Source organism: Arthrobacter sp. NPDC056886, from assembly GCF_042788715.1.
Classification (GTDB): domain Bacteria; phylum Actinomycetota; class Actinomycetes; order Actinomycetales; family Micrococcaceae; genus Arthrobacter.
This window is the reverse complement of record NZ_JBHUBT010000001.1, coordinates 490,725-504,134: the sequence shown is the minus strand read 5'-3', so window position 1 is coordinate 504,134 and position 13,410 is coordinate 490,725. Positions and strand designations below refer to the sequence as shown.

The following is a 13,410-nucleotide window of genomic DNA, read 5'->3' as shown; positions in this document are numbered from 1 at the left end:
TGCCGCCGGGGCTAGTCGTGGTGGGGCATCTGCGGACGGCTCTGCCGGTGCATGGCTCCGGCGGCCACCTGCTGGCCTTGCCGTCCGCGGGCGGTATCGCGGTCCTTGGGGTGACGCTGCTTGCCGCTGCCGTCCGGCCATTGCTGGCCGGTCGCCGCCGAGGGGGGCGCATGGTGCAGGGTCTCCGGTCCGGGGGTTTCAGCCATGGACTGCGCCAGATGGCTCGCGACCTCCGGTTCGATTTCTTCTCCGAATTGATGATCCGCCATTGATCTTCCTTTCCGCTGTAATAACCGCTGTGAAATGAAGTGTCCATCAATCGTAGAACCGCACCGATGAGATGTCTGTAGTGGCTGTGGCGGGCCTCTCCTTTTGGCCCGGTTCCCGCCCAGTAACCTGCGTTCGCGCGGGCCGGTGGGGAAAATTTTGGCCGCGGCGCCGCCGGGCTCGCCGGTTCCCAGTAACCGGGCGGTGAAACCGGGCAAAAGAAATTCGCGGATCGACCCCAAATACCGCCCGAAATGCGGGATCATACGGTACGGAACTCGGAAACGCCAGAGAAATCCCGTAAAATTGAAAGCCTGCCCAGAGCGGGGCAGCTACCAGTCGCAAGCAAATGATCTCCCTAGGAGCTTCCCAAATGCCCACAGACCGAAGCATGACCGACTCTTCAGCAGGCGTCATTAACGCCAGCGGAACCAACCAAGGCGCGCCCAAGGGTGTGAAGAAACCGAAGCTTCGCCGCCGTCGACTCCGCGAGTCCGACGTCAACGTAGTCGACCAGCCAATGCTCAAGAAGGCGCTCGGCGGCACCATAGTGGGTAACACCATGGAGTGGTACGACGTCGGCGTGTTCGGCTACCTGATCACCACCATGGGACCGGTGTTCCTGCCGGAGGCGGACAAGTCCGTCCAGACCCTGTTCCTGCTGGGAACCTTCGCCGCCACCTTCATCGCCCGCCCCCTCGGCGGAGTCGTGTTCGGCTGGCTTGGCGACAAGATCGGCCGCCAGAAGGTCCTTGCCGCGACCCTGATGATCATGGCCGCCAGCACCTTCGCCGTCGGGCTCCTGCCCGGCTACGCACAGATCGGCATCTGGGCCGCGGTCCTGCTGGTCCTGTTCAAGGTTATCCAGGGCTTCTCCACCGGCGGTGAATACGCCGGCGCCACGACCTTTGTGAGCGAGTACGCCCCTGACAAGCGCCGCGGATTCTTCGCCAGCTTCCTGGACATGGGCAGCTACCTCGGCTTCGCCATGGGCGCAGCCCTCGTTTCGGTGCTGCAGCTGGCCCTCGGTCAGGACACCATGGAGCAGTGGGGCTGGCGCATCCCGTTCCTCCTTGCCGGCCCGCTCGGCCTGATAGCCGTGTACTTCCGGAGCAAGATCGAGGAATCGCCGCAGTTCCAGGCAACCCTGGACGCCCAGGAAGCATCCGCCAAGGACGCAACCGCCTCGGACACCGCAGCCTCCAAGGGCCCGGTGGGCATCGTGAAGGCATACTGGCGCTCCCTCATCGTCGCGATGATCCTGGTAGCGGCGGCAAACACCGCCGGCTATGCACTGACTTCCTACATGCCGACGTACCTGACCGAGTCCAAGGGCTACGACGAGCTCCACGGCACACTGCTGACAATCCCCGTGCTGGTCATCATGAGCCTCTGCATCCCGCTGACCGGCAAGCTCTCTGACCGGATCGGCCGCCGCCCCGTGCTGTGGATCGGCGCCATCAGCACTGTGGTCCTCGCCACCCCGGCGTTCCTGCTGATCGGCATCGGCGAAGTCTGGTCCACGTTCGCCGGCCTTGCCCTGATTGCCTTCCCTGTGACGTTCTACGTCGCCAACCTGGCTTCGGCCCTGCCGGCCCAGTTCCCGACGGCCAGCCGCTACGGCGCCATGGGCATCGCGTACAACTTCTCGGTGGCCATCTTCGGCGGCACCACGCCGTTCATCGTTGCCGCTCTGATCAACGCGACCGGCAACGACATGATGCCGGCCTACTACCTGATGGCCACCTCGGCGATCGGCGCAGTAGCGATCTACTTCCTCAAGGAATCGGCCCAGATGCCGCTGCCCGGCTCCATGCCGAGCGTGGACACCCAGGCTGAGGCCCGCGAACTGGTCGCGACGCAGGACGAGAACCCGCTGATCGACCTTGAGCACATGGACATGCCCATGGTCGCGCCGGCCGCCGATTCCACCGCAGGGCGCGGGGAAGCCGAGAAAGTCCCGGCCACAGTCTGAGTCTGCCGGTCCGACCGGACCCGGCAGCAGCAGCCCAGGCTACGTAGCTGACAGCCCCGCCCTTTGAGGCCTGTTCCGTATGTTTACCCGCTGGGAAGCATACGGAACAGGCCTTAGGCGTGTCCGCACCACTTGTCAGTCCCGGGAAAGCCGGGAAACCCCACGGAACCCCGGGAAACAGCAAAACAGCGAAACCGGAGAGAGGCAGTTTTAATGTCCCTGCTGCACCACATCCGTTCGCTGCACAGCCTGGCCCCGGCCAACAAGGACCACGTGTCGGCTTGGCGGGTGGCGATCAGCGTGGCCGTTCCGTCCCTGGCACTGTTGGCGGCCGGGCGCCCCGAGCTGATCGGCTACGCCGTTTTCGGCGCGCTGACGGGCATGTACGGCCGCACCGAGCCTCATCAGCTCCGGCTCCGGCATCAAGGCCAGGCGGCCGTCCTCCTGCTCACCGGGGTGGGAGTCGGCGTCTTCCTCTCTGTCCATCACATTCATTCGTGGGCCCTGGTGGTCGTGGAGGCCGCGTTTGCCGGCGTGGCGTCGCTGTTCACGGACAGGACGGCCCTGAAACCCGCCGGCCCGTTCTTCGGGATCCTGGCCCTGGGCGCATGCGCCTCTGTTCCCGCCGCGGTGCCCTGGTTCACCGCCGTCTTCATCGCCGCGGGATCGGCCGCGTTCTCGATCCTGATCGGCTTTGGCGGCTGGTTCCGGGGCCGCACCTGGCAGCGAGGTCGGCGGCGGCACGTCGCGGTGCTGCGCGGGGCGGGCCGCCGGGCGGTGTGGCTGCATGCCGCCCGCTACATGACCGCCGTCGGCGCCGCCGGGACGATTGGCGTCCTCAGTGGCAGCGGCCACCCGCACTGGGCCATGGCGGCGGCGGCGGTGCCGCTTGCCGGCGCGGATCTGCCCAGCAGCGTGTACCGCGGCGTCCACCGGATTGTCGGCACGCTCCTGGGCCTGGTGGTGGTGGCGGCCGTCCTGTTCCCGTGGCCGGGGTCGCCGCTGTTAGCCTTTCCCGGCCATGAGGCCGCGGTCTTGGCGTGCCTGGTGATCGTCCTGCAGTTCAGCACCGAGCTGTTCATGGCCCGGCACTACGGCCTCGCCATGGTTTCCTTCACGCCGGTGATCCTGTTGATCGGACAGCTTGCGGCGCCGGCCGATCCCGGTGTCCTCATCGCCGAACGGGCCGTCGAGACGGGGGTGGGCGCCGCCGTCGGGATCCTGGTGGTCGTGCTGATCCGGCGCCGGCGCGTGGCCGTTTCCTGATGCACCCGGCCTACTTGGCCCGCCGCGGCGGCCCGGCAACGAGCCGCGGCGGCAGCACCCGCGACACCGACGTCAGGACCTTGTAGCGCTTACTGGGGATGGAGACGGCCTTGCCCTTGGCGTTGTCCGCCAGACCCTCGCTGACCACCTGCCGCGCTTCGAGCCACATCCAGCGCGGCGTCACCGTCTTGTCCATCCCCATCCGGTCGTGGAACTCGGTGTGGGTGAATCCGGGGCACACGGCGGTGACCCTCACCCCGCGCGCGGCGTAGGCCATGTTGGCCGAGCGCGAGAAGCTCAGCAGCCAGGCCTTCGCTGCGGAGTACGTTCCGCGGGGCAGGAAGGCGGCCACGCTGGCGACGTTGATGATCCTGCCGGACTGGCGCGCGAGCATGCCCTGCAGTGCGGCGTGGCTCAGCTCCATGGCGGTTTCGACATGGAGCTTCAGGTGCTTCTTCTCCTCGGCAATGTCGTTGTCCTCGAACGGCTGCAGCAAGCCGATTCCCGCATTGTTGACCAGGATCTCCACCGGCCGTGCGGGATCGGTGAGGCGCGCGACGACGGCGGCAATCCCGGCGTCGTCGGTCAGGTCCGCGGCGATCGTCTCCGTCGCGGTCCCGTAGCTGTTCTCCAACTCCGCCGCCGTGGCCGCCAGGCGGCCGGCGTCGCGGGCCACGAGCACCACGCGGTGGCCCTGTTCGGCGAGCTGGCGGGCGAACTCGGCGCCGAGGCCTGCCGTCGCGCCCGTAACGAGAGCGGTGGTGCCCGGTGTGGAGGCTGTTTGTGGGTTCATAGCGACAGCCTAACGGTGGAGCGGCTCAGGCCAGGGCCGTGTCCGGCGCCAGTTCGTCCCCGTCCGCCAGGCCGTTACCGTCACCGCCCGCCAGTTCGTCCCCTTCTGCCAGACCGTCGCCGTCTGCTTGGTCGTCCCCGTCCGCCATGTGGCGGTTCTGAAGCTCTTCGGCCGCGAGCTCGTACCAGGTGTGGGCTCCGTACAAAGGGGTGCTCGTGTCGAGGTGGCGGTATAGGGCGTCCGCGAGCCGGCACAGCGCGGTGTCGGACAGGGCCCGGACCGTGGCCACAGGATCGAGGGTGTCCTCGAAGTACTCCGAAAGCGCCAGCCCGTCCATGGTGCCAAAGTCAGTGGCGCTGCTGGTTTCCGCGGGCAGCGGAACGTTGGCTGCCCCCAGCTCGGCGTCCAGCCCGACCCTGAGTCCGGGGCCGATTCCGGCGTCCAGCACCGTCTCGAATCCGGCGTCAGGCATTGTCCCGGGGCCGGTGTCGAGTCCGGCGAGGACCACGGCGTCGGAGCCGACGTGCAGGAGGCAGATAGGCAGCTCGGCCGGCTCGTCGAGAATCAGGCGGAACGGCACCACCGCTCCGGAGGGCCCGGCGTCCGGGGATAGCGCCGGGGGCTGCAAGTGTCCGGCCTCTGCGAGCCGACGAAGGTCCAGCAGCAGTTCCGGGTCCAGGTGGGATGTGCCGTGCAGGTCGATGACCACTTCTGCCCCCGCGGCGAGGCGGGAGGCCCGACGCACGATGTGCATGAGGGCATCCGCATGCGACGGGGTGACGCAGCCGGTAATTTCGAGCGTGACATTGGCGGGATCGACGTCCATACGAACGAACACACGGAGCTTATGGTTCATGGGGTTCTCCAAAAAGGGACCTGTCCAAGAGCCAGCTGCATAACTCTGCTCAAACTTTACGAGGTTGTTCTCCGGCTCACAAGCGGACCCGGCGCCCGCGCCAGTCCAGCCTGCCGGGCCAGGCGCTCAAGCCCCCTCAGGCACCCGCTCCGGCCAGTCCACATACTGGTGGTACGACTCATGTTTGCGCAGGTAGCGGTACATGAACGGGCAATTCGGGATGATCCGCTTACCGGATGCCACCACGTCATCAAGGGCGAAGTGCGCCAGCACCTTGGCGAGCCCCTGGCCCTGGAACTGCTCTGCCGTATCCGTGTGGATGAAGTCGATATGGCCCGGCCTGTCGATGAAGCGCACCTGGACGGCCAGCTTGCCGCCGACACGGAGTTCGTACCGGTGCAGCTCATCGTTCCTGACTGTGGAGACGTCCGGGGTGAAGGTGTCTTCCGTGGTTGCCGAGTTCTCCGTCATGGTTCGACATTGGCACTTAATGGCGGGCGTGGCAATGGCGGTTCTGATCCGCCCTGCCGGTCAGGTGGCGTTGTGAGCCGAACAGGAATCCGTCCCAGGAGCACGACGGCGAGCGCGAAGCAGGCGGCACCCCCGCCGAGGAGCCCCAGCGTGAGCCCGTTGAGCGCTGCGTCGACTGCCGGGACAAAAACGGCGACGGCGACCAGCAGCACGGCGGCCGCCGGGCGGCTCTGCGGCGGACCGGACGCCGTAGGCCGCTCCTCCAGCCAGCCAAACAGCGCCAGCACCGGCAGTAACAGCGCAACGACGCCCAACAGCACCAGGGGCCGCCCCCACCACCAGGCCGCGCTTCCCCCGGCCGGCTGGGGAAAATTGGTCAGCAGCAGCAGCCCCGACATCGCCGCCAGCAGGGGTAAATGCCACAAATAGACCGTCATGGACCGCCGGCCGGCGACGCCCATCGTCCAGCGCACTCCGGCCAGGGACGCCATCCGGGACAGCCCGGGCCGGAAGAGCTGGAGGGCTGCGGCCTGCGAGATCCCCAGGAGCAGCAGCGTCACGTTGGGCGGGTTGAGGTTCACCAGCATGTTCCCGGAGTACAGCCCCAGGAGGACTATCAGCCCCAGCAGCATGTTGCTGGCGACCATGATGCCAACGTGTGCCGGCCGGCCCGGCAGCAGCCGCGGGCCGTCTGCCAGGATGAATCCGAGCTGCTGCACGGCGCACCACAGGAACACCATGTTCAGGTAGGCCAGCGGCGGCAGCACTCCCCGGAGGCAATCGACGGTTACCACCAAAGAGGTGAGCCCGGCGAGTGTCAGCCACGGCGCCCGGGTGTGGAGGGCGGCCAGCCAGGGAAGGTTGAGTTGCGCGGCGAGGTACGCGGCCAGGAACCACAGCGGCATTCCGGCTCCGCTGGTGAGCAGTTCGATGACCTGCGGGTCCACCCCGGCCAGGCGGGCCGCAGACAGGGCGACGAACATGATGGCCAGCAGGACGGCAGCCGGACGGATCAGGCGCAGCAACCGGCCCTGCATGAAATCGAAGGCGCTGCCGCCCCTGGCGCTGAGCCGCCGCCAGGATTGCAGTCCGGTGATCCCGCCGGCCACGAAGAACAGCGGCATGATCTGGAAGACCCACACCACAGGCTCAAACCAGTGCTGGTTGCCCAGGATGTTTTCGGTGGTCACGGTGCCGTCCGGGTGCAGAACGGGGCTGACCATCATAGTGTGCGCGACCACCACCAACGCCAGGCAAAAGAACCGGACAAGATCGATCACCGGGTCGCGGTCCGGCATCGGGGCCGGGCCGCCGGCTGACCGCTGCTGTGGAACCATGGCGCCCCCAGGGAAGGCTGGCTGTGTAGCGTCCATTGTCGGCCTTGGGGGCCGTGGCGGCCAGAGCAGTTTGGCCCAGATCCGCGCCGGTGGTCAGACGGTCAGGAGCCCGCCCCAGCATGCCGGGCCCGGCGGCGGAGCAACGGCGTCACAAGTCCTAAGGGACGAAAGGGGCAAGGACGAGGAGGCCAGGATCATGGTTCGATCCTGGCCTCCGGTTCCGCCGGCGCCGTCAGCGGGAGAGCGTGGCCAGGGCGGTAGCGGCGAACGTCCGCGCAGATGCATCCCAGTGGCCCAGCAGTGCTTGGAGGTTCTCGCCGTCGGCCCGGTGGGCGGTGGTCTGCTCCTCAAGGACCGCCAGGACGCCGGTGCGCAGCTCGGTGTTGAAGTTGACCTTGCCCACGTTCATGGCCGCGGCCTTGACCAGTTCCTCGGCCGGAATGCCCGAGGCCCCGTGCAGGACCAGCGGAATCCGGGTCCGCACGGCGATGTCTTGCAGCACGTCCCAGCGCAGCCGGGGCTCCCCCTTGTACTTGCCATGGACATTGCCCACGGCAACGGCGAGCAGCTGCGCCCCGGTCCGGGACACAAAGTCCTCCACCTGGGCGGAGTCGGTGAGGCCTGCGGGTTCCTCGGCCACCCCGGTCCCGAAGGCCCGGTCCTCGTCGCCGGCGAGTCCGCCGAGTTCGGCTTCAATCACGACGTCGGCCCGCCCCTGCGCCGCCAAGGCTGCCCGGACGCCCTGGACCAGGGCGATGTTGTCCTCGTAGGGCAGGGAGGACCCGTCGACCAGCACCGAGTCGGCTCCGGCTGTGACGGCGTCGGAGATCACCTGCGGGTCGGCGGCGTGATCGAGCTGCACGGCAATCGGTACGCCGGCTGCGTCGGCGAGTCCGCGGAGGGCGGTGATCAGCCGCAGCCCGTTGGGGGTGGCCGCTGTCTTCGGCGCGACCAGCAGGATGGCGCCCCGGCCGGATTCCTCGGCCGCCGCCACCACGGCGAGCGCGGTGGTGAAGTCGTAGCAGGTGAACGCCGGTACGGCCGAGCCGTGCTGCAGGGCGCCGGTGACCAATGTGTCGAGTTGGGTACGCATCAGGCGCTCAAGCCTCCTACCAGGATCCAGGCGACGAACGTCAGGGCGAAGCCGGCCAGCCCGAGAATGGTCGTCAGCACAGTCCACGTCCGGAGGCCGTCGGAGACGGTCAGGCCGTAGTAGCGCACGACGGTCCAGAATCCGGCGTCCGTCACGTGGGACAGGCCGAGGGCACCGAAGCCGATGGCGATCACGATCACGGCGATCTGGGCCGGCGAGTAGCCGCCGCCGGCAACGGCGGAGGTCAGCAGGCCGGTGGTGGTGACGATCGCGACAGTGGCTGAGCCCTGGGCGGCGCGGAGGGCAAGGGAAATGATGAACCCAAGAACGATGACCGGCAGGCCCAGTTGGTCCAGGGTCTGGGACAGTGCGGCACCGATACCGGAGGTCCGCAGGACCTCGCCGAACACGCCGCCGGCCGCGACGACCATGAGGATGGACGCGATGGGAGGCAGTGCGCCTTCGAAAATCTCGCCGGTTTCCTTCAGCGACCAGTTGCGGCGCACGGCCAACAGGAAGAAGGACAGTGCCACGGCCACCAGCAGGGCGAAGAACGGGTTGCCGATGAAGGCGGCCAGGCCGTACCAGCCGTTGTCCTTGGGGATGGTGAGGGTGCCCAGGGTGCCGACCAGGATCTGCACGATCGGGGCAGCGATGAGGAAGATGATCAGGGCCGGCCGCGGCGGGGCAACGGCGAGGGCACCCGGGCCGTCGTGGCCGACGCGCACTAGGGAGTCTGAACCGTACTCGTCCACCTGGGCTTTGACTGCGGGCAGCAGCTCGTAGTCCCTGCTGTTCATGATGCTGGCAACCCAGTAGGACAGGAAGCCGAGCGGGATGCAGATGAGCAGCGAGATGAGGGTGATCAGGCCGATGTCGGCGCCGAACACCCCCGCACCGGCCACAATTCCCGGGTGCGGCGGGACAGCCACGTGAATGGACAGCATGATGCCGGCCATGGGCAGGCCGAACTTGACCGGGTGCACGTTGGCGATCTTCGCGAAGGCGTAGACGATCGGCACGAGCACGATGATGCCCACCTCGAAGAACACCGGGATGGCCACGAGGAAGCCAACCGCAGTGAGCGCCACGGCCACCCGCCGGGCGCCGAGCTTGGCGGTGAAGTGCGCCGCGAGGGACTGCACACCGCCGGAGACCTCGATCATCCGGCCCAGTATGGCGCCGAGCGCGATCAGGAGGGCCACCTTGCCCATGGTGCCCCCCACCCCGTTGGCCACCACGGTGAAGACATCCTTGAGCGGGATCTGGGCGGCCACGGCCACCAGGATACTCACGGTCAGCAGCGCCACGAAGGCCTGGATCTTGAAGCGGATGATCATGATGAGAAGCAGGGCTACGCCGGCGGCGGCGATGGTCAGCAGCAGCGGAGTTCCCAGCTCCACGGCAGGCTTGATGACGGGCGCGTCGGCCGCGCGCACCATCAGGGAATTGAGCAGGGGGGTCATGAAGGGATGTCTCCTTAGACGGGAAAGTCGTCCGACGATTCAACCGTGAGGTAAAAGTGGCGGATCACGGGCGGCAGGGGCCCGGCGACGGCGGAGGGGGGACCGCCGTCGTCGGGGGCGTGGTGGCTGGTTAGGCGGTGCGCTTGGTGGGCGCGATGACCTTGATGACGGCGGAGTCATCCGCGGCGGCGAGGCCCTGGGCCTGGCCCAGGAGGTAGAGCTGCTCCGCGGCGGCAGCCACCGGGGCGGCGAGGCCGGCGGCGCGGGTGGCCTTGCCGACGATACCCATGTCCTTGACGAAGATGTCCAGGCGGCTGAGGACCTCGGCGCCGTTTTCCGTGTAGGCCTCCAGGATCCGCGGGCCGCGGTTGGAAAGCATGAACGAGCCCGCCGCGCCGGCTTCCAGGGCGGCGAGGGTCTTGGCCTGGTCCAGACCAAGGGCGTCCGCCAGGGCCATGGCCTCGGCGGCGGCGGCGATGTGGATGCCACAGAGCAGCTGGTTGACTGTCTTGAGGGCCTGGCCGTCGCCGGGCTTGTCTCCGACCACTGTCAGGGTGGAGGCCAGAAGTTCCAAGGCCGGGCGGGCTTTTTCCTGGGCCTCGGGCGATGCGCCCACCACGATCAGCAGGTCGCCTTCGCCGGCACGCTTGGGGCCGCCGGAAAGCGGGGCGTCAACCAGCTCGACGCCGTAGGCGGCCAGGCGGTCCACGGTGGCCGGGATGGCCTCGGTGCCCACGGTGCTGCCCAGGATCACGACGGAGCCCGGCTTGAGCACGGCGGCCACGCCGTTCTCCCCGAAGAGGACATCGTTGAGCTGCTCGCCGTTGCGCACCGCCAGCAGCAGCGCGTCGGCGCCCTTCGAGGCTTCCCGGGCGGAGGCGAACGTGCGGATGCCGGCCTCTTCAGCCAGCTTCAGGCGCGGTTCGGCGATGTCGAAGCCGTGGACGGTGAGCTGGCTTGCCAGGCGCGTGGCCATGGGCAGGCCCATGGCGCCAAGGCCCAGGACGGTGATGGTGTAGTTGCTGGTCATGGTGTTCTCCATCGAATGACGTGTTGTGGCGTGCAGTGCTGGTAAGAAGGCAGTGCTGGTAAGAAGGCGGTGCTGGTCAGAAGGTGTTGCTGAGCTTGCGCGTGACATCGGCGAGGGACTGGTCATCTCCAACGTTCCCGGCGAACACGATGTACGGAATGCCCTTGGCCGGGCCGTCCACCGGCTCCCACAGGCTGACAATGCCCGGCAGCATGGGTCCGCGGACAATCCCGTGCCGGATCTCCAGGCCGTGTGCGGCCACGTCCGAGGACGTGATGCCGCCCTTGGCGATCACAAAGCGGGGAGGGAAGGTCTTGAGCGTGCGGTTCACGACGGCGACGACGGCGGCGGAGACGGTGCGCGCGATCCGCAGGCTTGCGGCGGCGTCGTCGGTCTTGATCAGGAGGCGGCTGGTGTGGACGATCACGTCGCCGCCGTGCAGGGCATCGACCACCGTGTCAACGGTCTGGTCCAGGTGGCTGTCCGCGTTGTCGCCGAGCAGTTTCTCGACGTCGATTTCCACGATGCGGGCGGCGCTGTGCTGCTCGGTGAGGACCTTGAGCTGACGCGTCGTGACGCCCACGTGCGAGCCAACCACGATCAGGCCGCCGGCCTCCGACGGGGTGTTGCCGGCGTAGGCTTCCTCGCCGGTGAGTTCGGTCCGGATTTCCTGGCCGATCCGTGCCCGGACGAACGGCGGGCCCACGCGGTAGAGCAGCTTCTTGCCGCGGCGTTCCGCTTCTTCCAGGCCCAGGGACAGGGCGCGGAGATCGTTTTCTGTGACGATGTCCGCGACGATCGGGGTGGAGTCCGTGGCTGTGTCGACGGCGTCGGCAATGGCATTGGCGGAAATGGTCGGATCGGTGGAGGCCCGGATGATGTTCAGGTCCAGCACGATTACCGAGTCTGCGGAGAACCGGCCGTTCGATTTCTCTTCGACGTACTTGGCCATCTCGGAGTTGGCGAAGCCGAAGCTGGCGTCCTTGGCGAATTCGGTCTCAGCCACGGGGGTGAGCTTGCCGGCCTCGTCGCCGGTGCCGCGCATGTAGTGCACGCCGCCGATCGTTACGCGGCCGGCATCGGGGAACGCGGGGACGATCACGACGCCGTCGGTCGTCTCGCCGTTGACGGCGGTGACGGTGGCGGCGATGACATCTGGTTCGAGCGGGTAGTGGCCGCGGAGGGTGGAGTCGCTGCGGCTGACGAAGCTGAGCCGCAGCGCGGGGTCAGCGGATGCTGCGGCCGCGAGGGCGTTCCTGACGACTTCCTCGTTGCGGGCAGCCGCCTCGGCAGGGTCAAGGCTGCGGGTGTTGGTCAGCACGTAGACCGCGCGCTGGCGCTGGCCGTTGACTTCGTAGCCGAACGCCCAGGCGAAGTCCGCCACGTCCCAGCGGGTGAGGACCGGCAGGTCCGCCACTGACTGCGTGCCGGTGGGGTCGTCGTCGAGCACTACCAGGACACGCGGGGATGCCTCGGAGGAGGCTGCCACGCTGTCTGCCACTTGCCGGGCGGGGATCTGTACTTCCGCGGGGAAAGCGGCCAGCACGTCTGCTTCGAGGGGCACTATGCACTCCATTGTGTGGGGATCGTTCGGTGGAACCTGCGGCTCCCTGGAGCCGCAGAAAGGGACAGATGTAAGATGTCAGACATCTTATATCTGGCTGCTAGTGTGGCATATGGCACAACGGCGCGCAAGTAGACTTGGCCATCAGGAGCACGCCATTAGGCATAGCATGTCGCTGGACGGGGAGAATTGGCTAGGAAATCGCTGGTCGGCGTAGTGGCCGACGAATTGCTGGACCGGATCATTGCCGGCGAATTTCCGCCCGGCGCGAGCGTCCCCGGCGAACTCGAGCTCAGCTCCCGGCACGAAGTCAGCCGAATGACCGTGCGCGAGGCCATGAAGACCCTTGAAGCCCAGCGGATTCTCCGCGTGGAGCGAGGCCGCGGCACGTTCGTCAACCCGCTCAACCGCTGGGGCTCCCTGGATGCCGTGCTGCGGGCCGCCTCGGAGGGCAAGAACGACGCATCGGCCGCCATTCAGCTCATTGAGCTGCGCCGGATGCTGGAAACGGGCGCCTGCGAACTGGCCGCCGCACGGATGGCGGATTCCGACATCCAGGCTCTCCGCGCGCAGGTCGAAAAGATGCGGCTGGCGCACGAGAACAATGATCTGGCCGCGTTCGTCGAGGCGGACCTCGCCTTTCACGACCTCATACTTCAAGCCTCGGAAAACGTGTTCGTCGCCGTACTGTTCGAGCCCCTGCACCGCGTGCTGGAAAAGCGGCGGACGGAAACGTCCAAGGTGCCGGAGATCCAGGAGCACGCCATCGGGCACCACCAGAGCATTGCGGATGCCCTGGCCTCACGCGACCCGCACCGTGCCCGCGACGCCATGGACGCCCACATGCAGCAGACCCTCGACGACCTGAAGACGTTTGTGCTGGCCGAAGGGCCCGCCTGACGCGGAACCCCAGGCTTGGTGCGCCTGGCGCGCTCAAGCGGGCAAACCGTGCCGGGCGCGCTTCGCCCGATGCGCGGCTCAGGCGAGCGAGAGGAAGAGCTTCTCGAGTTCGGCCCGGTCCACACTGGGGTCTTCCTGCTGCATGCAGTGCTGCAGGCCCGTGGCGATGATGGAGAATCCGGCCTTGTCCAGGGCGCTCGAGACGGCAGCCAACTGGGTCACGACGCTCTTGCAGTCACGGCCCTCCTCGATCATCCTGGTGACTGCCGCGAGCTGCCCCTGGGCGCGGCGAAGCCTGTTGATGACAGGCTTCATGTCGGTGGGATCGAGTTCCATTGGTTCCTCCGGATCGATACGTGGGGGTCCTATTATACCCCCCTGAGTATTTTGGC

General features: G+C 67.5%; 13 protein-coding genes. 3 read left to right on the top strand and 10 right to left on the bottom strand.

Features of this window, described 5'->3' with window-relative positions; translation table 11 throughout:
• Positions 1-11: 11 nt before the first annotated feature.
• A complete protein-coding gene (locus tag ACFRJ8_RS02430; protein WP_377984542.1) occupies positions 12-269 on the bottom strand; it encodes a hypothetical protein in 258 nt (85 codons plus the stop codon).
• Between the two features lie 371 nt (positions 270-640).
• Between ACFRJ8_RS02430 and ACFRJ8_RS02425 the strand changes: the two genes are divergently transcribed.
• Both ACFRJ8_RS02425 and ACFRJ8_RS02420 read left to right on the top strand, forming a co-directional pair.
• A complete protein-coding gene (locus ACFRJ8_RS02425) occupies positions 641-2,242 on the top strand; it encodes an MFS transporter (RefSeq protein ID WP_377984541.1) in 1,602 nt (533 codons plus the stop codon).
• A 213-nt stretch (positions 2,243-2,455) separates the two neighbouring features.
• Complete coding sequence (locus ACFRJ8_RS02420) at positions 2,456-3,508, top strand: FUSC family protein (RefSeq protein ID WP_377984540.1); 1,053 nt, start codon at positions 2,456-2,458, stop codon at positions 3,506-3,508.
• Between the two features lie 10 nt (positions 3,509-3,518).
• Here the strand turns inward: ACFRJ8_RS02420 and ACFRJ8_RS02415 are convergent, their stop codons facing one another.
• The 8 genes from ACFRJ8_RS02415 to ACFRJ8_RS02380 all read right to left on the bottom strand — a co-directional run bounded on the left by ACFRJ8_RS02415 (position 3,519) and on the right by ACFRJ8_RS02380 (position 12,118).
• Complete coding sequence (locus ACFRJ8_RS02415; protein ID WP_377984539.1) at positions 3,519-4,301, bottom strand: SDR family NAD(P)-dependent oxidoreductase; 783 nt, start codon at positions 4,299-4,301, stop codon at positions 3,519-3,521.
• A gap of 25 nt (positions 4,302-4,326) precedes the next feature.
• On the bottom strand, positions 4,327-5,157 hold the full coding sequence (locus tag ACFRJ8_RS02410; RefSeq protein WP_377984538.1) for a hypothetical protein: 831 nt from the start codon (positions 5,155-5,157) through the stop codon (positions 4,327-4,329).
• Positions 5,158-5,283: 126 nt separating this feature from the next.
• Positions 5,284-5,628: a GNAT family N-acetyltransferase gene (locus ACFRJ8_RS02405; RefSeq protein ID WP_377984537.1), complete on the bottom strand. Its 345-nt coding sequence runs from the start codon at positions 5,626-5,628 to the stop codon at positions 5,284-5,286.
• Entirely contained in the window at positions 5,625-6,965 is a 1,341-nt protein-coding gene (locus tag ACFRJ8_RS02400) for an acyltransferase (protein ID WP_377984536.1), read from the bottom strand. The genes ACFRJ8_RS02405 and ACFRJ8_RS02400 overlap by 4 nt, the downstream gene beginning before the upstream one ends.
• Before the next feature lie 232 nt (positions 6,966-7,197).
• Positions 7,198-8,058, bottom strand: coding sequence for a class II fructose-bisphosphate aldolase (locus ACFRJ8_RS02395; protein WP_377984535.1), 861 nt, complete (start codon positions 8,056-8,058; stop codon positions 7,198-7,200).
• The gene (locus tag ACFRJ8_RS02390; RefSeq protein WP_377984534.1) at positions 8,058-9,524 is read right to left on the bottom strand and encodes a GntP family transporter; all 1,467 of its coding nucleotides are present in this window, start codon (positions 9,522-9,524) and stop codon (positions 8,058-8,060) included. The genes ACFRJ8_RS02395 and ACFRJ8_RS02390 overlap by 1 nt, the downstream gene beginning before the upstream one ends.
• Positions 9,525-9,654: 130 nt before the next feature.
• Positions 9,655-10,554 (bottom strand): NAD(P)-dependent oxidoreductase, encoded by a 900-nt coding sequence (locus ACFRJ8_RS02385; protein WP_377984533.1) that lies wholly within the window; start codon positions 10,552-10,554, stop codon positions 9,655-9,657.
• 76 nt (positions 10,555-10,630) lie between these two features.
• On the bottom strand, positions 10,631-12,118 hold the full coding sequence (locus ACFRJ8_RS02380; protein WP_377984532.1) for a four-carbon acid sugar kinase family protein: 1,488 nt from the start codon (positions 12,116-12,118) through the stop codon (positions 10,631-10,633).
• A gap of 189 nt (positions 12,119-12,307) precedes the next feature.
• Between ACFRJ8_RS02380 and ACFRJ8_RS02375 the strand changes: the two genes are divergently transcribed.
• Positions 12,308-13,018, top strand: a complete 711-nt coding sequence (locus ACFRJ8_RS02375) for a FadR/GntR family transcriptional regulator (RefSeq protein ID WP_377984531.1) — start codon at positions 12,308-12,310, stop codon at positions 13,016-13,018.
• A 78-nt stretch (positions 13,019-13,096) separates the two neighbouring features.
• Here the strand turns inward: ACFRJ8_RS02375 and ACFRJ8_RS02370 are convergent, their stop codons facing one another.
• On the bottom strand, positions 13,097-13,354 hold the full coding sequence (locus tag ACFRJ8_RS02370) for a metal-sensitive transcriptional regulator (protein WP_277525530.1): 258 nt from the start codon (positions 13,352-13,354) through the stop codon (positions 13,097-13,099).
• Positions 13,355-13,410: the final 56 nt, after the last annotated feature.